Raw genomic sequence first — 22510 nt, 5'->3', positions numbered from 1 at the left:
GTGGTGTAAACGGTGACGGTTCCCTCGCGCGACGACCGACCGAACACGGACCCGCGGCCGGCCCGCTCTCGGGCTCGATTGCTCGAGGCGGCGGCCGCCCTGCTGCGTACCGGCGGTCCGAGTGCTGTGACGATCGACGCGGTCACCCGTAGCGCCAACGTGGCCAGGGCCACGCTCTATCGCCATTTCCCCAGCGCCAACGATCTGGTGGGCGCGGCCTTCATGAGCCTGTTGGAGCCGGCGCCGATGCCGCCGACCGAAGGCGGAGTGCGCGAGCAATTGCTCGTGGTAGTGGAGGGCTGGATCGAAGCGATCGTCGAGGTGCCCGCCATGCTCACCGCCTTGACATGGCTGGCTTCAGGACCCGATGCAGGCGACTACTCCGATGTGCGCCAAGCGGATTCGGATCCCGTAGGCCCGTTGCGGGCCCGCATCATCGCGCTGTACGCCGCACCATTCGACGCCATCTTCGACGGCCCGCAGGCAGCCGCTGAGATCGAGGTGCCCGACCGCATTCAGGCGATCGCGCTGCTGATCGGTCCGCTGATTCTCGGAAGGCTCAGCACTGTCGCCGATTTCGACTATCGCGCGTGTGCCGAGGCCGCTGTCGACGGATTTCTCGCCACTCACGCCAAGAAGTAGAGCCCACGCGAGGCCGGGGAACCGCCGTCAGCGCAGCGAGTACCGGATGGGCAGGTGCTTGAGCCCGCCGACGAAAGTGGTCGCCGCCAACTCGGGCTCGCCCGCGAGTTCGATGGATTCCAGCCGCGGGATCAATTCGGTGAACAGGCTGTTCATCTCCATGCGTGCCAGCGCGGCCCCAAGGCAGAAATGCACGCCGTATCCGAATGCGACGTGCTTGTTCGGGTCGCGGCCGACGTCGAATCTGAAGGGCTCCTCGAAGACCTCCTCGTCCCGGTTGCCGGAAACATAGGCCAGGTAGACGGATTCGCCCTTGGCGATGGGGACGCCGCGGATCTCGGTGTCCTCGGCGGCGGTGCGCATGAACTCTTTGACCGGCGTCGTCCAGCGGATCATCTCCTCGACCGCGGTGCCCATCAGTCCGGGATCCTGGCGCAGACGTTCCAGCTGGTCGGGGTTTTCGATCAACGCGAGCAGCCCGCCGGAAATCGCGTCCTTGGTGGTGTCGTGGCCCGCACTCGCGACGATCACGTAGTAGGAGGCGGTATCGACCTCGGAGAGCGGTTCACCGTCGATGCGTCCGTTGGCGATCGCCGATGCCAGGTCGTCGGTCGGACTCTCACGACGCGACGCGGTCAGCTGCGCGAAGTACGTGAAGAAGTCGACCAGGATCGCGAGCTGCTCTTCCGGGGTCTTACCGCGCTGGTTGTATTCCTCGTCGTCGCCGCCGAACAGCTCCTGGGTGAGCTGGTGCATGCGCGGGAAGTCTTCCTCGGGCAGGCCGAGCAGCGACATGATGACGTACAGCGGAAAGTTGACCGCGATCTCGGTGACGAAGTCGCATTCCGGGCCGATGTCGCGCATCTTGTCGACGTAGCGCTTCGCCAGCGCGTCGACGTTCACCTTCAGATCGCGCATTGCCTTGGGGCGGAACCAGTCCGCGCCGATCGCACGGACCTTGCGGTGGTGCGGATCGTCCATGTGGATGAGGGTGCGCAGCCCCGTTCCCGCTTCGAGCTGTTGCTTGCCCAGATCGTCGGCCGCGGCGGTGGCCAGCAGCGGCCGCGGTTCGGACAGGAACAGGTTGTTGTCCCGCTCGATGGCCATGATGTCGGCGTGCTTGGTGATCGCCCAGAACGGCCGGTAGGGAGCTTTGTCGACCCATGCCACCGGGTTGTTGGCCCGCAGATGGGTCAGTGCCGCGTGCAGCCGAGCGTCGTCGGCATACGCCGTCGGGTCGGCGAAAACTTGCGCGGCATCATCCATCGTCGGCGTGCTCATACGGGCTCCTCATTTCCGGGGCTGACACAACTTGACGGGTGTCAAGTTCGGAGTCTATGTGACCGAGGACACGTAAGGGAAGAGGGGTCCCTCAGTAGTGTCGGGACCGATGTCTGTTGCAACGCTCCGCCGTCGAGGCCTCGTCATCGCGGCGGTGCTGATGGTCGTGGCGGCGCTCGCGGGGTGCTCACGCGGCCAGTCGGCCACGATCGACGTACCGGACGATCCGGGAGTGGTGCAGACGCAGTCAGGTGCGTTGCGCGGACTGGTTTCCGAGGACCACCGCCTTTTCGCCGGAATTCCTTATGCCGCACCACCGGTCGGGGCATTGCGGTGGCAACCGCCCGCGCCGGCGGCCCGGTGGACCGGGTTCCTTGATGCCACCCGACCCGGCCCGCGATGCATTCAGGACGTCAGCAATGACGTCGACCAACGCGAAACCAGCGAAGACTGCCTGACTCTCAATGTGTGGACGCCACCGCCGTCAGGGGAGAAGCGGCCGGTGATGGTGTGGATTCACGGCGGCAGCTTCGTCAATGGCAGCGGCGACGTCTACGACTCCCGCCGGCTGGCGAGCCGCGGTGACGTCGTCGTCGTCACGATCAACTACCGGTTGGGCACTCTCGGCTTCCTCGCGCACCCGGCACTCGGCCCGGCCGGCGATGTCGGCAACTACGGCCTGGCCGACCAGCAGGCCGCGCTGCGCTGGGTGCGCGACAACATCGCCGGGTTCGGAGGCGATCCGGACAGGGTGACGATAGCGGGGGAGTCGGCCGGGGCGATGTCGGTGTGCGACCACCTCGTTGCACCCGCCTCGGCAGGACTTTTCAGTGCCGCGATCATCCAAAGTGGGCCGTGTCAGGCGCAATACGACCTGTCTGCCGCGGAGCGGACCAGCGAGCAGTACGCCGCGGAGGTGGGTTGCGGCGACAGGGTCGCCGCGGCGGCCTGTCTTCGTGCGCTACCGCCCGAGCGGCTGCAGCGGCCAGTGCTCTACGGACGAATCGGCAGCGAACGCTTGAGCGGGCCTGTGACGGGAACCAAGGTTCTGCCGGTCGATCCGATGAACGGTGCAGCGCAGGGGCGGGCGGCCGAGGTGCCGGTGATGATCGGGACGACAGCCGACGAGTACACCCTGTTCACCGCCTTGCAGTACATCCGCGGGCGCGCGTTCGGCGTGATCGATTATCTCGGGCTGCTTTCGGAGGCATACGGCGATGCCAATGCCGGGGTCGTCGCGCAGCAGTATCCGCCGGAGGCGTTCGGCGGCAGTGTGCCGCTGGCATATTCGGCCGCAGTGACCGACGGCACCTTCGCCTGTGTCGCGGACCGTCTCGCGGACTCGTTGTCATCAGAAGAGCCGGTGTACTTCTCCGAATTCGACGACCCTGGTGCGCCGGCACCGGAGCCGTTGCGGGCGGCGCCGTTCCCCGTCGGCGCCGGGCATTCGCTGGAATTGCGGTACCTCTTCGACGTGGGCGGAGCGCCGGCGCTCAATCCCGAACAACAGCGGTTGTCCGACGAGATGATCGGCTACTGGAGTGAATTCGTAGCCACGGGTTCGCCCGGGCCCGGGTGGCCGGCGCTGGATGGACCCGTAGGTGAGCGAATGTCGCTGCAGCCCGGAGGCAATCGCCTCATCAGCGATTTCGGCCAGGTGCACAAGTGCCCGTTTTGGGCGGGGCTCAAGGGTTGAGGCACAGGGAGCACTGCCCAGGGCGCATGCCGCGGCGCCGGGCATCGAAATCGACGAAACGCAGATCTTTACTCGCACTTTCCCTGCACATCGTTGATTTCGATGCGGCCGGCGCAAGTCACGATGACAGGCAAGGGTCTGCCATACCGGGCTATCTTACTTCGGAGTAAGATATCTTCCCCGGTGGACCAGCCGCGCCAGCGGGTTTCCCATGGCCAGGGATTTGGAGCAGGCCCAGATCTGGGGCATACTGTTCGGGTTGCCTTGAGCCGGGACGGACCTTTTTCGGGACTGCCTGGCACAGGGCATACGACCTGCGCCCCCAGGGGCGCGTCCGGTCCCAACCTCGATCGCGACGGATTTCCGACGCGGGCGAGCGTGCGCTAGGGCGACACACCCGAGCGCGGGGGTCGGTGGACCACAGACAGGTAAACAGCGGCGGCATAGCCGCGCGACCGGGATTCCTCGGCGTGTGGCAGCAGACCCAGGCCCGAGCATGGGCCCGTTAGTAGTGAGGTAGGAGAAGCGTGGCGGGACAGAAGATCCGCATCAGGCTCAAGGCCTACGACCACGAGGCAATTGACGCCTCGGCGCGCAAGATCGTTGAGACGGTCACACGTACGGGCGCCAGTGTGGTCGGCCCGGTGCCGCTGCCGACCGAGAAGAACGTGTATTGCGTCATCCGGTCCCCGCATAAGTACAAGGACTCGCGGGAGCACTTCGAGATGCGCACCCACAAGCGGCTGATCGACATCCTCGACCCAACGCCGAAGACCGTTGACGCCCTCATGCGCATCGATCTGCCGGCCAGCGTCGACGTCAACATCCAGTAGGAGACCCAAGAGAAATGGCTAGAAAGAGCATTCTGGGCACCAAGCTGGGCATGACGCAGGTGTTCGACGAGAACAACCGGGTCGTGCCGGTGACGGTCGTCAAGGCCGGCCCCAACGTCGTGACGATGATCCGCACTCCGGAGCGCGACGGCTACAGCGCGGTGCAGCTCGCATACGGCGAGATCAGCCCGCGCAAGGTGAACAAGCCTGTGACAGGGCAGTACTCGGCTGCGGGTGTGAATCCGCGCCGCCACATCGCTGAATTCCGGCTCGACGACGAGGCCGCTGCCGCCGAGTACGAGCTCGGTCAGGAACTGACCGCCGAGATCTTCGCCGACGGAGCGTATGTCGACGTGACGGGGACCTCGAAGGGTAAGGGCTTCGCCGGCACCATGAAGCGTCACGGTTTCAAGGGCCAGGGCGCCAGCCACGGCGCCCAGGCAGTGCACCGCCGCCCCGGCTCCATCGGCGGATGTGCCACTCCGGGCCGCGTTTTCAAGGGCACCCGCATGTCGGGCCGCATGGGTAGCGACCGCGTGACGACGCAGAACCTGTTGGTGCACAAGGTCGATGCCGAAAACGGCGTGCTGCTGATCAAGGGCGCTATCCCCGGCCGCAACGGCGGACTCGTGATGGTGCGCAGTGCAATCAAGCGAGGCGACAAGTAATGGCCGAGAAGACTTTGAAGATCGACGTCCACACCCCGGCAGGTAAGAAGGACGGCTCTGTCGAGCTGCCCGCCGCACTGTTCGACGCCGAGGCCAACATCGCGCTGATGCATCAGGTCGTCGAGGCGCAGCTGGCGGCCAAGCGTCAGGGCACGCACTCGACCAAGACTCGTGGCGAGGTGCGCGGTGGTGGCAAGAAGCCGTACCGGCAGAAAGGCACCGGTCGCGCACGCCAGGGTTCGACGCGCGCCCCGCAGTTCACCGGCGGCGGTGTCGTACATGGACCGCAGCCGCGCGACTACAGCCAGCGGACCCCGAAGAAGATGATCGCCGCCGCGCTGCGCGGGGCGCTCTCGGACCGGGCACGCAACGGCCGCATCCATGCGGTGACCGAGCTCGTCGAGGGGCAGGCTCCGTCGACGAAGGCGGCCAAGACGTTCCTGGCGACGCTTCTCACCGAGAACACGGCCCAGAACAGCAAGGTGCTGATCGTGATCGGCCGTACCGATGAGACCGGCGCCAAGAGCGTTCGCAATCTGCCCGGCGTGCACGTGCTTTCGCCGGATCAGTTGAACACCTACGACGTGCTGAAGGCAGACGACGTGGTGTTCAGCGTGGAGGCGCTGGACGCCTACATCGCCGCTCACACGAACAAGGACGAGGAGGTGTCGGCCTGATGGCTACCGTCACCGATCCCCGCGACATCATCTTGGCTCCGGTGATCTCGGAGAAGTCTTACGGGCTCATCGAAGAGAACGTGTACACGTTCGTCGTGCACCCCGACTCGAACAAGACCCAGATCAAGATCGCGATCGAGAAGATCTTCAAAGTCAAGGTCGACTCGGTCAACACCCTCAACCGGCAGGGCAAGCGCAAGCGCACCCGCGCCGGTTACGGCAAGCGCAAGGACACCAAGCGCGCCATCGTCACGCTGGCCGCTGGAAGCAAGCCGATCGACCTGTTCGGAGCACCGGCCTAGCCGGCGGATAGCAGAGAGACTTTTAGAAACATGGGAATTCGCAAGTACAAGCCGACGACCCCGGGTCGTCGCGGTGCCAGCGTCTCCGATTTCGCCGAGATCACTCGCGACCATCCGGAGAAGTCGCTGGTGCGCCCGTTGCACGGCAAGGGCGGCCGCAACGCACACGGTCGGATCACCACGCGTCACAAGGGCGGCGGGCACAAGCGCGCCTACCGCGTGATCGACTTCCGTCGCAACGACAAGGACGGTGTCAACGCCAAGGTCGCACACATCGAGTACGACCCGAATCGCACCGCCAACATCGCACTGCTTCATTTCCTGGACGGCGAGAAGCGCTACATCATTGCGCCGCAGGGACTCTCGCAGGGCGACGTCGTGGAGTCCGGCGCCAACGCCGACATCAAGCCGGGCAACAATCTGCCGCTGCGCAACATCCCGGCGGGCACGCTCATCCACGCGGTGGAGCTGCGGCCCGGTGGCGGAGCCAAGTTGGCGCGCTCGGCCGGTGCGAGCATCCAGCTGCTGGGTAAGGAAGGCACCTACGCCTCGCTGCGTATGCCATCCGGTGAGATTCGTCGCGTCGACGTGCGCTGCCGCGCGACCGTCGGCGAGGTCGGCAATGCCGAGCAGGCGAACATCAACTGGGGTAAGGCCGGCCGTATGCGGTGGAAGGGCAAGCGCCCGACCGTCCGTGGTGTCGTGATGAACCCGGTCGACCACCCGCACGGCGGCGGTGAGGGTAAGACCTCCGGCGGCCGTCACCCGGTCAGCCCGTGGGGTAAGCCCGAAGGCCGTACCCGCAAGTCCCACAAGCCGAGCGACAAGCTGATCGTTCGTCGCCGACGCACCGGCAAGAAGCACCGGTAGGAGTAAACGATGCCACGCAGCCTCAAGAAGGGCCCGTTCGTCGACGGCCATCTGCTCAAGAAGGTCGACGTACAGAACGAGAAGAACACCAAGCAGGTCATCAAGACCTGGTCGCGTCGATCGACGATCATCCCCGACTTCATCGGGCACACCTTCGCGGTGCACGACGGCCGCAAGCACGTCCCGGTGTTCGTCACCGAGGCGATGGTCGGGCACAAGCTCGGCGAGTTCGCACCGACCCGCACATTCAAGGGTCACATCAAGGACGACCGGAAGGCTAAGCGCCGGTAATGAGTACGACGACTGAATACCCGTCTGCGGTCGCGAAGGCGCGCTTCGTGCGCATCTCGCCGACCAAGGCGCGCCGGGTGATCGACCTGGTGCGCGGTAAGTCGGTGACCGAAGCGCTGGACATCTTGCGGTGGGCGCCGCAGTCCGCCAGCGAGCCGGTTGCCAAGGTCATCGCGAGTGCTGCGGCCAACGCGCAGAACAACGAAGGTCTGGATCCGACCACCCTGGTGGTCGCCACCGTCTATGCGGACGAGGGCCCGACCGCCAAGCGCATCCGCCCGCGCGCACAGGGCCGTGCGTTCCGGATTCGCAAGCGCACCAGCCACATCACGGTGATTGTCGAGAGCAGGCCCAGCCGCGACAGTGAACGGGGCGGTGCTTCCGCACAGTCCGCCAGCGCAGCACGCTCGCGTCGTGCGCAGGGCAGTAAGGCCGCTGCGGCGAAGAAGACGCCGGCCACGAAGGCTTCTGGAGCCGCCCCGGCGGCGACATCGGACTCAGCCGAGACGACCACCGAGACAGTGACTGTGGAGACGGCGCCTGCCAAGAAGGCCGCCGCAAAGAAGGCTCCGGCCAAGAAGGCCGCCGCCAAGAAGGCGGACGCCGAAAAGGCCGTGGCGAAAACGGACGGCGAAGAAAAGACCACAGAAGCTTCTGACGAAGCGAAGGAGGGCTCGGAGTAGTGGGCCAGAAAATCAATCCCCACGGCTTCCGGCTCGGTATCACCACCGACTGGAAGTCCCGGTGGTACGCCGACAAGCAGTACAAGGACTACGTCAAGGAAGACGTGGCGATCCGTCGTCTGCTTGCCACCGGTCTGGAGCGCGCCGGAATCGCCGACGTGGAGATCGAGCGAACCCGCGACCGGGTCCGCGTCGATATCCACACCGCGCGTCCCGGCATCGTCATCGGCCGCCGCGGCACCGAGGCTGACCGCATCCGTGCCGACCTAGAGAAGCTGACCGGCAAGCAGGTCCAGCTGAACATTCTCGAGGTGAAGAATCCCGAGTCGCAGGCTCAGCTGGTGGCTCAGGGTGTCGCCGAGCAGTTGAGCAACCGCGTCGCGTTCCGTCGCGCCATGCGCAAGGCAATCCAGTCCGCGATGCGCCAGCCGAACGTCAAGGGCATTCGGGTGCAGTGTTCGGGACGTCTCGGCGGCGCCGAGATGAGCCGCTCGGAGTTCTACCGCGAAGGCCGGGTGCCGCTGCACACGCTGCGTGCCGACATCGATTATGGGCTCTACGAAGCCAAGACGACTTTCGGTCGTATCGGCGTGAAGGTCTGGATCTACAAGGGCGACATCGTCGGCGGCAAGCGCGAGCTCACCGCCGCGGCTCCGGCAGGCGCGGATCGTCCGCGTCGCGAGCGTCCGTCGGGCACCCGTCCGCGCCGCAGCGGCGCATCGGGTACCACCGCGACGAGCACTGAGGCCGGTCGCGCCGCATCGGGTACCGAAGAGGCACCCGCCGCCGCGGAGGCGACGGCAGGCACCGAGGCCGCTGCCGGCGAGGCAGCATCCTCTCGGCCCACGGAAACCACGGAGAGCTAGTCATGTTGATTCCCCGTAAAGTCAAGCACCGCAAGCAACATCACCCCAGGCAGCGCGGCATCGCCAGCGGCGGCACCTCGGTGAGCTTCGGTGACTACGGCATCCAGGCGCTGGAACACGCATACATCACCAACCGGCAGATCGAGTCCGCTCGTATCGCCATCAACCGGCACATCAAGCGTGGCGGCAAGGTGTGGATCAACATCTTCCCCGACCGTCCACTGACCAAGAAGCCCGCCGAAACCCGCATGGGTTCGGGTAAGGGTTCGCCGGAGTGGTGGGTGGCCAACGTCAAGCCGGGTCGCGTGCTCTTCGAGCTGAGCTACCCGGACGAGAAGACCGCGCGCGAGGCGCTGACCCGCGCGATCCACAAGCTGCCGATCAAGGCACGCATCGTTACCCGAGAGGAGCACTTCTGATGGCTGTGGGAGTGACGCCGGGCGAACTTCGCGAACTGACCGACGATGAGTTGAAGGAAAAGCTGCGCGAGTCAAAGGAAGAGCTGTTCAACCTGCGCTTCCAGATGGCGACCGGACAGCTGGCCAACAACCGTCGCCTTCGCACGGTGCGCCAGGAAATCGCGCGCGTGTACACCGTGCTGCGTGAACGTGAGTTGGGCCTGGCATCCGGGCCTGTAGGTGAGGAAGCGTAATGGCTGAGACTAAAGATCAGGCAAAGGGCAAGGGTCCCAAGCACACTCCTCGTGCCGAGGAGAATCGCGGCCGCCGCAAGACGGTCATCGGCTACGTCGTGAGCGACAAGATGCAGAAGACCATCGTGGTCGAACTGGAATCTCGCAAGAGCCATCCGCTCTACGGCAAGATCATCCGGACCACCACCAAGGTCAAGGCACACGACGAGAACGGCGACGCCGGCATCGGCGACCGCGTTTCGCTGATGGAGACGCGCCCGCTGTCGGCGACCAAGCGCTGGCGGCTCGTCGAGGTCCTCGAGAAGGCGAAGTAGCCCAACGCGAAAGGTCCCCGCGCCCCTGTGGTGCCGGGGGCCTTTTGGTATCCGGACCTGAGCGAACTCCAAGCTCAACAGCGGTGCGTTTGAAGAGTGCGGCGGTTTGGCTAGACTGCCCCCGGATGAGGCTCGGAACTGAATTCTTCAAGCGCGCCATAGCCATCGGTGTGACCGCCGTCGCTTTCCAAGCGATCAATATGGGCACACCCGTCGCACACGCCGCACCCGGCGATGCCGGACAGGTGGCAGATGCGCCGACGTTGAGCTTGACGACGCTGGGCGCTGATACCGACATCGCGCTGTACGGCCTGCAGGGAACACAGACCATCACCGTGCCGGTGCCGAAAGGCCTGACGCCCGGAGCGTTGACCGCAGACGTCGAGTTGCCGCCGTACGTTCGGGGTGGGACCCTGATCGTCACCCAGGATCGCCGCACGCTCTCACGCATCGAACTGTTGGCCGCGGAAAACACGCCGCTGTCGATTCCGTTGACGGGAGCACGCGTCGTCGATGACACCGTGACGTTCACCGTGCGCAGCCGGATGCTGCCCGAAGAGGGCGACTGCCTTTATGACTCGTCGATTCCGCTGCAGCTTTCCGATGCGGCGATCGACTACACCGGCAAGGAGACGGCGCCGACCATGGTCGCGGACTTCCTGCCGACCGTGCTGGAAAAGATGACGATCTTCGTCCCGCAGCAGCCGACGGCCGCGGAATCCGATGCGGCTGTTCAGATGACGACGGCCGTGGTCGATCGATACGGCACACAGAACACCGAAATCGACGTAGCGCCGCTGGGCGACGACGAGGCGGTGCCGCCGTCGGATCCGCTGGAACGCAACGTCGTCATTGGCGAGGGATCGGACCCGGCTGTTTCCATGCAGACCGGGGACGGAGGTGTGCCCGCTCTGCAGATCACCGGGAAGGCGGCGGATCTGGCGAACCAGGTCCGGCTGCTGAGCAGTGACCTCTCCGAGCTGGCGCTGTCGGCGAAAGTGGTTACCGGACCGCTCAACTCGGCACATGAGCTGCCTGCCGGCCCCAAAGCGATGAGGGACCTCGGCCAGTCCGGGGTGAGCGCGACGGCATTCAAACCGCAGGTAGTGGTCGGCCTCGACCAGACCCGTTTCGGGCAGGCCGTACATGACCTGCGCGTGCAGTTGAAGGGGTCGTACACACCACTGCCGTCCACGGTGGGTGGGCAGGTGCTGGTGTCAATCGACGGTGAACCGATCGATCAATGGGCGGCCGACTCCACCGGTACGATCGACCGCTCGATCAGCATTCCGCAGTCCGAACTGCGGCGCGACACGAAGCTTTCGGTCGCTGTCGACATCGCAGGCGATGTCGGACGGTGCGGTGACTTCCAACCCGTGACGTTGAAGGTCGACGACGACACCACCATCGAGAGCACGCCCGCGGATCCCCCCGAACCCGGCGGATTCCAGTCGATCCCGCAAGCGCTGATGCCCAAGGTTCAGGTGGGCGTCGAACCGGAGTCGTTTGAGGACACCGCGCGTGCCGTCTCGATCATGGAAGGGTTGCAGCGACTCAGCGGGCCACGCCTCGACAGCGAGGTGGTGTCATTGGACAACGCGATCGACAGCCGGTCACCGGCGATCCTGATCTCCGCGGACGGCTGGGACAACGACAAAGTCCTTCCGCCGGTGAGCAGTTCGACGGATGGGACACTTGAAGTTCAACGCGTCGGCGGGGGAGACCCGGCGACCCTGAAACTTGATCCGTCGACACCATTCGCATCTCTTCAAGTCGGCCGCGACGGCGACCGGACCGTACTGTTCGCGACGTCGGACGGCGCGCCGGAGCAACTGGATTCGCTACTCGACTGGCTGGATGGCGATACGCGTCGGTGGGCCGGACTGAACGGGACCGCCGCCATCTCACTTCCCGACCGCGAGCCGGTGACCGTCGACACCGATGCGGCGGCGCCACCGGTCGCTTCCGAAGACAGTGGCACCAGCGTGTACTGGTGGATCGCCGCGTGTGCGGGATTGGCAATCGGCGGGGGCGGTGTCGCGATGGCGATGCTCCGCAGGCGGCGCGGCTGAGGCCGACTCAACCCGTGATCAAGCCGGACTCGAGATAGTCACGATCGGTGTTCACCTGCCATGGGTCGACATTCGCACCGAAGTACTGAGCCACGCTGCGCAGGGCGCTGAGCATGGCATGGTCCTGATTGTCGTAATGGTGCATGCCATTTCGCCCCATTGGGTGTAGAGAGGGATGATTGCGACGCAGGTAGTCACGGATGGTGGCAACGCTTTGTTCGCGTGCCGGATCGTTGATGGGATAGGCGAACTGTGAGCGGACGAACATGCAATGGTCGATGGCGGAATCGCCGGCGCCCAGCGTTCGGAGGTCCTGTTCGACGATTTCGCCAAGGCTTTCGTCGCTCACCACCCACAGATCGTCGGTGGGCAGCGTGTAGTACTCGAGGCCAAGGTAGGTGCCGTTCCAGTTCTCTGGAGCCAGCGCGCTCGACCACCGTCCGTAGTTCTGGATCCGACCCACGCGAAACTCTTCACCGGGCGTGTATACCCAGTTGTAGGGAATGTCGTAATGTCCATTCAGAGCGACGGCAACGGTGATCACCGAGCGGTGTTTGAGCGATGCGGCGATCTCCCGAATATGCTTTGGCGGTGTGGGTTTAAGGTTCTCGATGAGCAATCGCAACGGCATGCTCGAGAACACCGTATCTCCGGACGCGGTCTCGCCGTTCTGTAGCTCGATCGTCCAGGTTCCGCCGACGTGTCGGATGCTTGCGACGTAGGAGTTGAGCGAGGGGACCACGCCGAACCCCGCCAAAGAGGCCGCAACGGCTTCCCAGACCTGGCCGGGCCCATATTTGGGGTATCGGAAAACAGCCTCAGCGCTGGATCCCTGTTCACTCGGTGTGCGCCAGGAGATCGGCTTGATTCTCTGATTCGCCCAGTCGCTCGCGAGGGTGCCGGGGTCGGCGAGCCACGTCTTGCGGACGTAGCCATCGAAAAAGATCTCGTACCAGTGACGGCCGAATTGTTGTGTGCCCCAATCCCGGAAACTCGGCAATTCGTCCGTCGGACGTATCCGGCTTCGCAGCCTGGACCACATGAAGTTTGCGAGGCCGCGCATACCGCTCCGAAACCCCAACTGCGAGATCAGGTCACGGCCGACGAGTGGGTACCGCACATACCGTCCGTCGACAAGCATGGCGGAACGGCGACGGACCGAGAGCCACTGATCCTCGGGAAGCAAAGAACGCCACAGGTCGGCGATCTCTTCGCTTCTGGTGAAGAACCGATGACCGCCCGGGTCGACGCGCCAATCGCCTTCGGTGGGCGTGCGCGCCAGGCCGCCGACGTGTGCCGACGCCTCGAAGATGCGAGGTGTCACCCTTCTCTTCACCAGTTCGAGAGCGGCGGTGAGGCCCGCAGGCCCGGCGCCGATGATCAACGGGTTCCGTTTGGACTCCATCGGGTTACTACAGGCCCCGCAGCTGCGGAAGACGCCGATAGGCAGCGATGAGATCGACGACGTCCTGTTCGGTCAGCTCGTTGAGGGGGGTCGATAAGAAGACCAGCTGGGCGTACTGGCTCTGCAGTGGCAGAAAGCCACTGAGCAGCGGTTCGGGGGTGGTCCGGATGATCAAGTCGACGTCGTCTATGTCGAGGGCGGTATTCAGTTCGCAGCCTTCGCGCTCAGCCCGATGGTGCGCGGTGCGTAACTCGTCGTAGGCGTCGTATGCAGCGAGGATATTGATGCGGAAATCGCTGCCTTTCATCGCGCGTTCGAGATCTTCTGCGGCAGTGACGTATTCGTGCGGCAGCGCACTCCGATCGCCATGCAGCCGAAAACTGCATTTGGTGCGATCGAAATGAGCGGGAAGCAATGTGGAGAAAAAATATATCGACGCCGCGTACACCGACTCCAGCTCGGAGGAGGCGCGCGCGAGGTTTCCGCGACTGAGGTTGTACACCGTCACGGTCTGCACACCGTGCCGCTGCAGCGCCAACAGAATGTCGGTCACTTTTTCCGCGCCGCGGCGGTAGGCGTCGAACAAAGTGGTGTCGTTGATGTTCGCCCAACGCCGCAAACCGTCCGGAATCAGGCCTACATGTTCTGGTACGCGACTCACCGGATATCCCCCAAACAGCCAATGCCCCCGAATGCGAAATGTAGCCCAAACTCGATTCGTTGCCTCAACAAATGGCAAAACGCCATTTCCAGCTCCGTAGCAAAGGGATACACAATGGCACCCGCGTCCAAACGCGGAAGCGGAGGTCAATCCTCGGTGGGGCGCAGCACCGCCAGCACCGTGAGGAGCAAGATCTTGAAGTCCAGCAGCAGCGACCAGTTCTGGATGTAGTAGTTGTCCCATTCGGCTCGATCGGCGATCGAGGTCTGCCCTCGAAGTCCGTGCACCTGGGCCCAGCCCGTGATGCCGGCCTTCACCCGGTGTCGCTCGCCATAGCGCCGGATGTGCATCTCGAACAGTTCGACGAACTCCGGCCGCTCAGGACGTGGACCGACCATGCTCATGTCACCGCGCAGCACGTTGATCAGCTGGGGCAGCTCATCCAGGGATGTCTTGCGCATGAACTTACCGATTCGGGTGCGCCGATCTTCACCCTCCACGCCGCCGGGCGCCGCGCCCTCCTGCAGTTCGAAGTTCGCACCGGCCGGATCCGCGGGACGCATGCTGCGAAACTTCAGACAGCCGAAGACCTTGCCGTCGCGCCCGATTCGTTCCTGACTGAAGAAGATCGGCCCCGGCGAACTGAGCTTGACCGCGATCATCAGGGCGATGAACACCGGGGAGATGAGCACGAGGCCGAGCAGTGCAGCGGATCGGTCCACCGCGTGCTTGACCGCGAACTGCCACCCCTTCGGATTCACGCGCGTCAGCACCATCAGCGGGACGCCACCCATGTGCTCGATCCTGGTGTTGCTGCCGACGGCATCCATCAATCGGGGCACCACGCGGACCCGCATTCCGAGTTCCTGCGCGCGATGGGCGATCCGGCCCAGCTTCTCGTCGGGCAATGACGACGGCGCGATGATGAGATCTTCGGCGCGAGTAGCACGCTGGGCGCTTTCGAGATTGTCTGCGGTTCCCAGATACGGCACCCCCAGCATCCCGGTCATCTCCGCTTCGTTCGGCCGGGCATCGTCGAGCAGACCTTCCGGCCACAGACCGTATTCCGGCACCTGCTGCATCCGCGAGATGAGCTGATGGGCCACTGGTCCCGAGCCCACGACCAGTGCCGGAGCCCCCACGTGAAATCTCCGCCGCAGCCAGCGGTTCATGACCGACCTGAGCAGGCGCACCGCGGGGATGAGGATCGCCGCACACACCCAGATCCGCAGAATCACTTCGCTTGGCCGCACGTAGGGCACGACGACGCCGCCCACCTCGAGCCGGGGGACGAGCAACATCATGATGGTCAAGGTCGCCAGCGCCGCCACGGCGATGGACGTCTCCACCGGTTCGAACTCGTCGAGAAACCCCTGACCTAACTTCTGTCGGTACAACCGGCGAGTTGAAAGGATGACGATCACGATCGGTACGAACAGCCACGAACAGAGAGCGATGCCGCGCTCGTGGACCAGATCGCCGACCCACCAGTGGGCCAAAAGTACCGAGATGGCGGCGTAGGCGGCGTCGATCGCGAGGGTGATAACCGAATACCACGGGTCAGAGCGAATGCGTTCGACAAAGCGCGGCGGCCCCGTCCCTGCCATCCTTTGAATCGGCGCCGACGCGGCCGGCAATCGTGGCGTCGTGGGTCTGGTGCTAGGTGTGTGGGTCGTCACCCCATGACACCTAGCTGCATCAGTCATCCCCCCGACGTACCGTTGGCAACCGATTTTAGGTGCGCTGCACCACCCCACGCGGTGAAATGAGCGGGCCACTCAATAAGAAAGCAATTTGCGCGCAATAACGACGGTTACGCGCACGTCAGTTTTGGCTAGCCTGATTTGCTGCTTCAGCGCGGCTTGAAGCCGAAAATGCGCTCCATCGCGAGCGCCGCCAGATCCGTGAGTACCTGAACGTGGCCGGTTCCCCAGAGACGCGGCTTGTCGTCGAACACACAAAGTGTGCCGATCGCATGGCCTTCGTGATCGACCAGAGGTATGCCGAGGTACGCCCCGATCGCGCCGCTGCGGACCACCGGATGGTTCTTGAACACCGCATCGGCTCGCGCGTCTTCGAGTACCAACGGAGCACGGTCCGCCACCGCGTACTGACAAATCGACTGGTCGAGTGTCACCTCGCGGTTTTCGGGCGCAGACATATCGCCCATTCCTGCGGTGCTCTTGAAGAATTGCCGGTCGGCATCGATCAGGGACACCGCCGCAAACGGGGCGTCCAGGGCGTCGGCCGCCGCCCGCGTGATCCGGTCGTAGACCGCTTCCACGGGAGAATCGAGCAGCCCGGTCGCGCGCAGTGCGGCCAGCCGATCGGGGTCGGCGACGACCGCCGAGACGTCTGGCATCAAATCGCTGTCGAGTACCCCGGTCTCGGAGAGATGTTCCAGTAGTTCCTTCGTAGAAGGCTTCTCGGCGCGAACCTGGTCGGCGACCATCTGAGCGGCTACGGCTCGCATGACGTAGGTGTTGACGTCCTCGCCCGCCTCGCGCGCAGCCTCTTCGAGCGAGCGGTTGAGCCAGTCATCGAACCCCGGCACCGAGTTGGTCACGAAATTAACGTTAGCTGAAAAGAACTCGAACGCGCATGTCCGAGCAAATATTCGAACATCGTCAGAATCGTTGTTCCGGTTCGGCCGGCGGCTCGTCATCCGGCGGATTCCCGGCGGTTCGTCGTCTGCGTGACCACAGGATTGCCGCGACCACAGCGACCGCCGCGAGCACAGCGATCCCGACGGCGACGGGGATCCATTGGTCCAGCGACTTCGGCAGTGCCTGCGTCGGCGCCGGTTCGAAAATGTTGCCGCTGTCCCGAATGGCGACGTTGGTCGGGACGCGCGCCTCGCCAGCGGCGAGAACGTCTCCGGTGAGCGCTGACCAGCCACCGTCCAGGCCGTCGATGTAATCGAAGAGCGGGTCCACCAGCGACCATGAAGCGGTCGACGTGACAAGGACCACCGACCGGTTGCGGGGCTGGTCGGCGAAGGCCTGGATGGATCCGAGACCGTCCTCGATGTCGGCGCGAAGCTCGGTGGGCAGTGCGACATCGATGGCGGTGCCGTCGCCGCCTACGGGTGGATTCAGCGTCGTCTGCTCGATCGCTTCCGAGTTGGCCACTATCAGCGCGCCGGTGTCGGAATCGGCGGCAGTCTTGAGATCGACAACCTCTGGCGTCAGCTGCGTGCTGGTGAGACGAGCGATCGCGCCGACCACCCGCGCGGCGTACGACAGCTGATCGGGGCCACTGCCGTCGAGCGCGACCATGAAGCGGGGGCTGAACTCCGATGGAAAGGCGCCAAACCCGTTGAGCGGAGGCCCTCCCCGCTGCATGGTCAACGTCGATCGCGGATCGACCTGAAAGCTGATGGGCGCCGTCAACGGTCCACACGCTTCGTGTGGCGAGTAGGTGAACGCGAAGTCGAGGTTGACCCCCTGACCGAACGCCTGGCGCTCCAGGTCAAAGGTCGCATCGAGAACTCCGGTGTTGTCCAGCGCGGTCCGGTAGACGACGATTCCGTTGGACCGGATGACGACACTCGCGGCGTCATCCTTGGGCACCGGGGTGTAGTCGGCGAGCAAATGAACCTGCACGCTGTCGACTCGGCCCGCGCCCAACGCCGAGCGGTCGACCCCGATCGTGAGGCTGCCGGTTCGGAGAATGTCGGTCTTGCCGCTCAATTTCAACTGGCTGAACGTCAAGGTGTCGCCGCTCAGCGGCGTTTCCGATCCCGCCTGGTCGATTCGGGACGCGCGTGTCTGCGCCAGCGACTGGAGCTGATTGACGAGCAGCGAGACCTGGGCCGACAGCTCGTCACCGCTGCCGGAGATCCGCAGGTATGCGTCCGGGCTTCCGGCCCTTTCGACGGTCAGGCCTGCGGGACCGCCCGCCTCGACGAGGACAGCGCGCGTGAGCTGGGCCGCGGGCGGCGGGGAGGTGCCGCGTGGTTGGGGGACGACCGTGATCGCCATCGGCTGGATGTTGTACAGGCGCGCGAGCGTGGTGACCAGCGTCAGCGCCGACTGCTGTTCCGCGGTGTCGGCGTTGGCGGGCGCATAGACGGTGACCCTTTCGAGCACAGGCGGGAAGAAATTCGCGATCGTGGTGGCCGGGGACTCGGTGCCGGTGAACACGGTCGCCAGTTCACTGACCGACAGCTGCTGCAGGGGACCGCAGAATCCGGCGGCATTGTCCAGCGGGCGCACCGTGAACGAAAGGTCGACGGTCGATGATCGGACCCGGGCCCCCGAGATGTCGACATCGAACGGCGTCACTGCCTGGGCAGCGGCCTCGGGTGGCAGGCCGACAGTCCCCAAAAACTTTCCGTCTCCGTCGCTGATCTCGAGGAACCCCGCATCGATGTTCATCGGAGCGTGGATGACGCCCTGCACTCGGGTCGGAGAAAGCCCAGGGGGCACCGGGACGGCGAAACTAGTTGGGCTGTCGGCGCTGAGATATACCTCCGGTTTCAATCCAAGCGAGGGCCAGTCCAACCTGACCGTCGCCGGGGCCGGTGGATCGGCATTGTCGGCGGGTTGCGCCACTGCTGTGCCGGCCGCTGAAATCGCGAGCATCGAGGACAGAATGAGCAATGCCGAAATCAGCGCACGCGCCCCGCAGCTGCGACCAACAACAGCGGCGACCGGGCCCACGGCTCTACCCCCATATTGTTCGAGCTTCGTAATCCCAACAGGGGTTGGACTATACCGGCGGACATCGCAGGCGGATGCGTTATTGGAGGGCCGGAGAAGCCATCTGGAGAGTTAGCCACGTTCTACGATTATCACCGTCAAGGCGATTCATTCTGGGATAGCGTGTTACGACTTGCGCGCGCCTGATGAGCCCGCGCGGGAGCGGCGAACGGGAGGGTGGCAGCCGGTGAAGGGTCGCATTTGACGGTTCAAGAGTTCGCCAAGATTCTGCGTGCCCGGTGGAAGTTAATCTGCGGCACAATTGCCGTCGTTGTATTGGCTGCGGTCGGTTACTCGCTACTGGCCATTCCGCAATACCAGGCCTCGGTGCGACTCTTTGTCTCCACGCCGTCCGACGGAACGAACACTCAGACATACGACGGCGGTCTCTTCGCGGAACGCCGCGTGCTCTCGTACACCGAGTTGTTGACCGGCGACATCGCGGCTCAGCGCACCATCGACAAGCTCGGCCTCGACATGACCCCGGCCCAACTCCAAGAGAAAGTCGAAGCCGTCGTGCCGGCCGAAACCGTCTTGATCGACGTGACGGTGACCGATTCCTCGCCGGCGCGAGCCCGCGACATCGCCAACGCGTTGGCCGATGAGTTCGTCGTCATGGCGGCCCGATTGGAGACCCCCGAACTGGGGCAGCCGCCCAACGCGCGAGTCGTCGTGCAGCAGCGTGCCGAGTTACCAAGCAGCCCGGTGAATTCGAAGACGAAACGAATTCTGGCGATCGCCGCCGTGATGGGTGCGCTGCTGGGTGTCGTCCTCGCTGTCATACGTGACCGGATGGATGATTCGGTCAAGAGTTCAGACGCGCTGGAACGGGCCACCGGCGTCGGCCTGCTCGCCGACATTCCGTTCGATGGTCAGCGCAGAACCAAACCGCTGATCGTGTTCGAGAGCGATCGCTCGGCATTCGCCAACGCCTTTCGTGAGCTGCGGATCAATCTGCGATTCCTGCAGATCGCCGAGGGACCCCGCGTGCTCGTCATCACGAGCTGCGTTCCTGCCCAGGGTACGACGATGACGGCGGTCAATCTGTCGCTCGCATTGGCGGACGCCGGCCACAACGTCGTGATCGTCGACGGTGACCTGCGGCGGCCCGGGGTGGCAGCGTGCTTCGACCTTGCCGGAGACGCCGGTCTGAGCGACGTACTCAGCGGGGCGGCCCCCCTGCGGGATTCGTTGCAGCAGACCGGCTTCGCCCATCTGACCGCGCTCACGTCCGGAGCCGTCCCGGGTGATCCGACCGACCTGCTGGAGTCTGCAGCGACCGCGGACGTCTTGGGACAACTGGGTGGGGAATTCGACTATGTGGTCGTCGACTCGCCGTCCCTCCTCGTCAAGGATGCCGCGATTCTGGCGACAAACGCTCAGGGAGTGCTGATCGTCGCGCGGTCGGGCCAGACCACTCGCAAGCAACTGGGCGATGCGATTCACACGCTCAGACGAGCCGGTGCCCCATTGCTCGGCTCCGTGCTGTCGATGACACGTGCCAAAAAGCGGTCGAAGGGTGACGACTACTACCGCACTGCCGACGGCGGCCAGGGCGGGCAAAAGCGCCGCGGCACCCACCAGAAGTGAATGGGCCAGCACCATCATGGACCGACCACCGCGCGACGGAACCCCAGCCACGTTCGTAGCCTCGGTTCCGAGACACGCGAGCGCCGCCACGACGCCGCCGGTGCGGTCGTTCGGCACGTTCGTTGCGGCGCTTCCGCGCGTGTTCCAGACGGTGACAACGGATTTCCGCCGTCATGAGTACGCGTTTGCGTTACTGATCGTCTTGGCCATCGGGCTGGTCGTCGTCCCCGACTTGATCACGTATCTGACCGTCGAGCACGAACCGATCCTGCCGCCGGGAGAGGCCACCACCTCAGCGGATCTTCCGATCGCGCAACTTGCCAGTCTGGGTGGGTCGGCGCTCCTGCTTGCGGTGAGCACCGCTGTCGTCTTCATGCGCGGCCACCCGAACCGCGATATCACCGGTGTCCTCCTGCTGCTGCTCGCGGTGAATCTGCCCTATCTCGTGAGCCCGAAACTTCCTCCAGTAGTTGACTTTCCAAAGATCATTCTTGCCAACGTCTTCATCCTGGCGCTATGGAAAGTGGGGGCGCCCGTCGCGTGGCTGAAATGGCTTCCGATGACCGTCGCGGTGATCGCGGGCTACTCGCTCATCGGAGGACTGCTCATTCCGGAATACGCGATGTACAACCCCAACTCCGAAAAGGCAATCATCCCCGGCTGGGAGCTGGCGGGTCCTTTCGGCCATGCGAACGTGCTCGGAGTGTATTGCGTACTCGCCTTTGCGCTCACACCCCTCATCGTCGACCGGAGATGGCGCCTTCTCGTCGGATCGATTCTGTTCGTGACGATGGTGGCCGCAGCGTCGCGAACCGCGCTGATCGCCGCCGGTCTGGTCGTGTTGTGGTGGGTGATCTGCTGGTTCAAATCGTTCAAATCGGTCCGGCTTGCGGGGACGGTCCTCGTCAGCGTCACCGCAACCGCAATGTTCGTGTTTCCGTTCGTGCATTGGGACCCGCGCGCGTTCACCGGGCGTGCTCTCGTGTGGGCGGAGAGTGTGGGCGTTTGGCAGCAATCTCCTGTGGTCGGCATGGGCGTCAACTGGTTCCTGGACGACGCACAGGCAATGGGCAACGTCGCCAAATGGGCGTTCGTGGGGACCGGGCACAACGTGGTGGTGGACACCCTGGTGCGATCCGGTCTCCTCGGGATCGTCGTACTGCTGCCGCTTTTCGTTGCCGCGGTGGCCGCGACCTGGGCGCTGCCTGTGACCAGTCAGCAGGTTGCCTGTTTCGGATTTCTGATGGCGTTCTTCCTGGGCGCGACAACAGAGGCCAGTTGGGCGTTGCTTCCGAATCTGCAACTGTTTCCGATCAGCGGCCTGGTTTTCGCTGTGCTGATCGTGAATAGGTATGACGACCCGACCGTGGAAGGACCGTCGTGGCAACTGAAAGAACGATAAGTGTCGTCATCCCGACCATCGGCCGGGCCAGCCTGCGCACGGCGGTGGAGTCGGCGTTACGTCAATCGCCACCTCCGATGGAGGTGATCGTCGTGCTGGACGCCGATTGCGAACCCGATCTGCCGCCGTCGCCCGCCGTTCGGGTGCTGAAAACCTCCGGGGGAGTCGGACCGAGCGCCGCCAAGCACCTTGGTATCGAATCCGCAGGCGGTGACATCATCGCGCTGCTCGATGACGACGACTCCTGGCGCGACAACAAACTCGAGGTTCAGTTGGCCGCGGCGCCGCCGGGAGACGAGTGGATAGTCTCCTCCCGCTTCTACATTCACGCGCCGGGGAGCGAGCCGATCATCGGGCCGCGCACCTTGATCCGCCGCGACGAGGCGATCGCCGCATACCTGTTCGAGATCCGCGTGCCAAGAGCTTTCAACATGGTGCCGACGCCGACCATGATCTTTCCGCGTGCCCTGGCGCAGGCGGTCCCGATGTCGGTGGCGGCCGGGTCCATCCACGATGATCCGAAATGGCTGATGGAAGTTCGGCGTGCGTTCCCGAACCTTCCGATCATTCAAGTCCCCGAGCCGCTCGTCGACATCAACTGGTCGCCGGTCTCCATATCTCGACCGCAGGCCGACCGGAGCAAGGCCCTGATCGAGTGGGGTATTCGCGAACTCGCCGATGAATCACCTCGCACGCGCGGGGACTACATGCTGACGTCTCCGGTCGGTTCCGCACTGTCGACGGGCTCGTTCAGCGGTGTCACCGCGTCGCTTTCGGCCGGAGTGCGGTTCGGGCGACCGGGTCCTCTGGCATGGGCCAGCATCGCGAAGTCGATGGCGAAGCTGATGGCTGGGCGAATGAAGAACGCGGTGCGCGGTTCGGCCACACGGCCATGAGCGACC

At 64.5% G+C, this 22510-nt stretch carries 23 protein-coding genes; 17 read left to right on the top strand and 6 right to left on the bottom strand.

Features of this window, described 5'->3' with window-relative positions; translation table 11 throughout:
* Positions 1-12 precede the first annotated feature (12 nt).
* Positions 13-642, top strand: a complete 630-nt coding sequence (locus G6N36_RS13915; RefSeq protein ID WP_163687008.1) for a TetR/AcrR family transcriptional regulator — start codon at positions 13-15, stop codon at positions 640-642.
* A gap of 27 nt (positions 643-669) precedes the next feature.
* Here G6N36_RS13915 and G6N36_RS13910 read toward each other — a convergent pair whose 3' ends face one another.
* Positions 670-1923 carry a cytochrome P450 gene (locus G6N36_RS13910; RefSeq protein WP_163687007.1) on the bottom strand — a complete coding sequence of 418 codons (1254 nt, stop codon included), beginning with the start codon at positions 1921-1923 and terminating at the stop codon, positions 670-672.
* Positions 1924-2032: 109 nt separating this feature from the next.
* On the opposite strand from G6N36_RS13910, the gene G6N36_RS13905 reads away from it, so the two are divergent.
* From G6N36_RS13905 to G6N36_RS13845, 13 genes are all read left to right on the top strand, one after another.
* Entirely contained in the window at positions 2033-3619 is a 1587-nt protein-coding gene (locus G6N36_RS13905) for a carboxylesterase/lipase family protein (protein ID WP_163687006.1), read from the top strand.
* 527 nt (positions 3620-4146) lie between these two features.
* Positions 4147-4452, top strand: coding sequence for a 30S ribosomal protein S10 (gene rpsJ, locus G6N36_RS13900; RefSeq protein WP_003883485.1), 306 nt, complete (start codon positions 4147-4149; stop codon positions 4450-4452).
* 14 nt (positions 4453-4466) lie between these two features.
* Positions 4467-5120: a 50S ribosomal protein L3 gene (gene rplC, locus G6N36_RS13895; protein ID WP_163687005.1), complete on the top strand. Its 654-nt coding sequence runs from the start codon at positions 4467-4469 to the stop codon at positions 5118-5120.
* Positions 5120-5797 carry a 50S ribosomal protein L4 gene (gene rplD / locus G6N36_RS13890; RefSeq protein ID WP_163687004.1) on the top strand — a complete coding sequence of 226 codons (678 nt, stop codon included), beginning with the start codon at positions 5120-5122 and terminating at the stop codon, positions 5795-5797. The genes rplC and rplD overlap by 1 nt, the downstream gene beginning before the upstream one ends.
* The gene (rplW, locus tag G6N36_RS13885; RefSeq protein WP_014209146.1) at positions 5797-6099 is read left to right on the top strand and encodes a 50S ribosomal protein L23; all 303 of its coding nucleotides are present in this window, start codon (positions 5797-5799) and stop codon (positions 6097-6099) included. The genes rplD and rplW overlap by 1 nt, the downstream gene beginning before the upstream one ends.
* A gap of 30 nt (positions 6100-6129) precedes the next feature.
* Positions 6130-6969, top strand: coding sequence for a 50S ribosomal protein L2 (gene rplB, locus G6N36_RS13880; protein ID WP_083124619.1), 840 nt, complete (start codon positions 6130-6132; stop codon positions 6967-6969).
* A 9-nt stretch (positions 6970-6978) separates the two neighbouring features.
* On the top strand, positions 6979-7260 hold the full coding sequence (gene rpsS / locus G6N36_RS13875) for a 30S ribosomal protein S19 (RefSeq protein WP_066907363.1): 282 nt from the start codon (positions 6979-6981) through the stop codon (positions 7258-7260).
* Positions 7260-7943 carry a 50S ribosomal protein L22 gene (gene rplV, locus G6N36_RS13870; protein ID WP_163687003.1) on the top strand — a complete coding sequence of 228 codons (684 nt, stop codon included), beginning with the start codon at positions 7260-7262 and terminating at the stop codon, positions 7941-7943. Before rpsS ends, rplV begins: the two co-directional genes overlap by 1 nt.
* Positions 7943-8809 (top strand): 30S ribosomal protein S3, encoded by an 867-nt coding sequence (gene rpsC / locus G6N36_RS13865; RefSeq protein WP_163687002.1) that lies wholly within the window; start codon positions 7943-7945, stop codon positions 8807-8809. Before rplV ends, rpsC begins: the two co-directional genes overlap by 1 nt.
* A gap of 2 nt (positions 8810-8811) precedes the next feature.
* A complete protein-coding gene (gene rplP, locus G6N36_RS13860) occupies positions 8812-9228 on the top strand; it encodes a 50S ribosomal protein L16 (RefSeq protein ID WP_006245113.1) in 417 nt (138 codons plus the stop codon).
* Positions 9228-9461, top strand: a complete 234-nt coding sequence (gene rpmC / locus G6N36_RS13855) for a 50S ribosomal protein L29 (protein ID WP_083124624.1) — start codon at positions 9228-9230, stop codon at positions 9459-9461. The genes rplP and rpmC overlap by 1 nt, the downstream gene beginning before the upstream one ends.
* A complete protein-coding gene (rpsQ, locus tag G6N36_RS13850; protein ID WP_083124626.1) occupies positions 9461-9775 on the top strand; it encodes a 30S ribosomal protein S17 in 315 nt (104 codons plus the stop codon). The genes rpmC and rpsQ overlap by 1 nt, the downstream gene beginning before the upstream one ends.
* Before the next feature lie 125 nt (positions 9776-9900).
* Positions 9901-11847, top strand: a complete 1947-nt coding sequence (locus G6N36_RS13845; RefSeq protein WP_235690044.1) for a hypothetical protein — start codon at positions 9901-9903, stop codon at positions 11845-11847.
* Between the two features lie 7 nt (positions 11848-11854).
* On the opposite strand, the gene G6N36_RS13840 is transcribed toward G6N36_RS13845, so the two are convergent.
* The 5 genes from G6N36_RS13840 to G6N36_RS13820 form a co-directional block, all read right to left on the bottom strand.
* Entirely contained in the window at positions 11855-13252 is a 1398-nt protein-coding gene (locus G6N36_RS13840; protein WP_163687001.1) for an NAD(P)/FAD-dependent oxidoreductase, read from the bottom strand.
* Between the two features lie 7 nt (positions 13253-13259).
* Complete coding sequence (locus G6N36_RS13835) at positions 13260-13913, bottom strand: undecaprenyl diphosphate synthase family protein (RefSeq protein WP_235690272.1); 654 nt, start codon at positions 13911-13913, stop codon at positions 13260-13262.
* 146 nt (positions 13914-14059) lie between these two features.
* Positions 14060-15520, bottom strand: a complete 1461-nt coding sequence (locus tag G6N36_RS13830) for a sugar transferase (protein ID WP_179964785.1) — start codon at positions 15518-15520, stop codon at positions 14060-14062.
* A gap of 245 nt (positions 15521-15765) precedes the next feature.
* Positions 15766-16479 carry a GAF domain-containing protein gene (locus G6N36_RS13825; protein ID WP_235690043.1) on the bottom strand — a complete coding sequence of 238 codons (714 nt, stop codon included), beginning with the start codon at positions 16477-16479 and terminating at the stop codon, positions 15766-15768.
* A gap of 61 nt (positions 16480-16540) precedes the next feature.
* Complete coding sequence (locus G6N36_RS13820) at positions 16541-18499, bottom strand: hypothetical protein (RefSeq protein WP_179964783.1); 1959 nt, start codon at positions 18497-18499, stop codon at positions 16541-16543.
* A 318-nt stretch (positions 18500-18817) separates the two neighbouring features.
* Here G6N36_RS13820 and G6N36_RS13815 point away from each other — a divergent pair, with 318 nt between their 5' ends.
* From G6N36_RS13815 to G6N36_RS13805, 3 genes are read left to right on the top strand one after another with little or no spacing between them, the layout of a single operon-like run.
* Positions 18818-20206 (top strand): tyrosine-protein kinase domain-containing protein, encoded by a 1389-nt coding sequence (locus tag G6N36_RS13815; protein ID WP_235690042.1) that lies wholly within the window; start codon positions 18818-18820, stop codon positions 20204-20206.
* Positions 20136-21608 carry an O-antigen ligase family protein gene (locus tag G6N36_RS13810; RefSeq protein WP_235690041.1) on the top strand — a complete coding sequence of 491 codons (1473 nt, stop codon included), beginning with the start codon at positions 20136-20138 and terminating at the stop codon, positions 21606-21608. The genes G6N36_RS13815 and G6N36_RS13810 overlap by 71 nt, the downstream gene beginning before the upstream one ends.
* Entirely contained in the window at positions 21587-22504 is a 918-nt protein-coding gene (locus tag G6N36_RS13805; protein ID WP_163686997.1) for a glycosyltransferase, read from the top strand. The genes G6N36_RS13810 and G6N36_RS13805 overlap by 22 nt, the downstream gene beginning before the upstream one ends.
* Positions 22505-22510: the final 6 nt, after the last annotated feature.

Origin of the sequence: Mycolicibacterium gadium, from assembly GCF_010728925.1 — a bacterium.
Lineage (GTDB): Bacteria > Actinomycetota > Actinomycetes > Mycobacteriales > Mycobacteriaceae > Mycobacterium > Mycobacterium gadium.
Note: the sequence above shows the minus strand (reverse complement) of the source record. Positions and strands in the feature narration are given on the sequence as shown.

Excerpts from the sequence above, each read along its gene's own strand:
- G6N36_RS13910 (WP_163687007.1), bottom strand. The coding sequence starts at position 1,923 with ATGAGCACGCCGACGATGGATGATGCCGCGCAAGTTTTCGCCGACCCG.
- G6N36_RS13905 (WP_163687006.1), top strand. The coding sequence starts at position 2,033 with ATGTCTGTTGCAACGCTCCGCCGTCGAGGCCTCGTCATCGCGGCGGTG.
- rplC (WP_163687005.1), top strand. The coding sequence starts at position 4,467 with ATGGCTAGAAAGAGCATTCTGGGCACCAAGCTGGGCATGACGCAGGTG.
- rplD (WP_163687004.1), top strand. The coding sequence starts at position 5,120 with ATGGCCGAGAAGACTTTGAAGATCGACGTCCACACCCCGGCAGGTAAG.
- rplW (WP_014209146.1), top strand. The coding sequence starts at position 5,797 with ATGGCTACCGTCACCGATCCCCGCGACATCATCTTGGCTCCGGTGATC.
- rplB (WP_083124619.1), top strand. The coding sequence starts at position 6,130 with ATGGGAATTCGCAAGTACAAGCCGACGACCCCGGGTCGTCGCGGTGCC.
- rpsS (WP_066907363.1), top strand. The coding sequence starts at position 6,979 with ATGCCACGCAGCCTCAAGAAGGGCCCGTTCGTCGACGGCCATCTGCTC.
- rplV (WP_163687003.1), top strand. The coding sequence starts at position 7,260 with ATGAGTACGACGACTGAATACCCGTCTGCGGTCGCGAAGGCGCGCTTC.
- rplP (WP_006245113.1), top strand. The coding sequence starts at position 8,812 with ATGTTGATTCCCCGTAAAGTCAAGCACCGCAAGCAACATCACCCCAGG.
- rpmC (WP_083124624.1), top strand. The coding sequence starts at position 9,228 with ATGGCTGTGGGAGTGACGCCGGGCGAACTTCGCGAACTGACCGACGAT.
- rpsQ (WP_083124626.1), top strand. The coding sequence starts at position 9,461 with ATGGCTGAGACTAAAGATCAGGCAAAGGGCAAGGGTCCCAAGCACACT.
- G6N36_RS13845 (WP_235690044.1), top strand. The coding sequence starts at position 9,901 with ATGAGGCTCGGAACTGAATTCTTCAAGCGCGCCATAGCCATCGGTGTG.
- G6N36_RS13840 (WP_163687001.1), bottom strand. The coding sequence starts at position 13,252 with ATGGAGTCCAAACGGAACCCGTTGATCATCGGCGCCGGGCCTGCGGGC.
- G6N36_RS13830 (WP_179964785.1), bottom strand. The coding sequence starts at position 15,520 with ATGGCAGGGACGGGGCCGCCGCGCTTTGTCGAACGCATTCGCTCTGAC.
- G6N36_RS13820 (WP_179964783.1), bottom strand. The coding sequence starts at position 18,499 with ATGCTCGCGATTTCAGCGGCCGGCACAGCAGTGGCGCAACCCGCCGAC.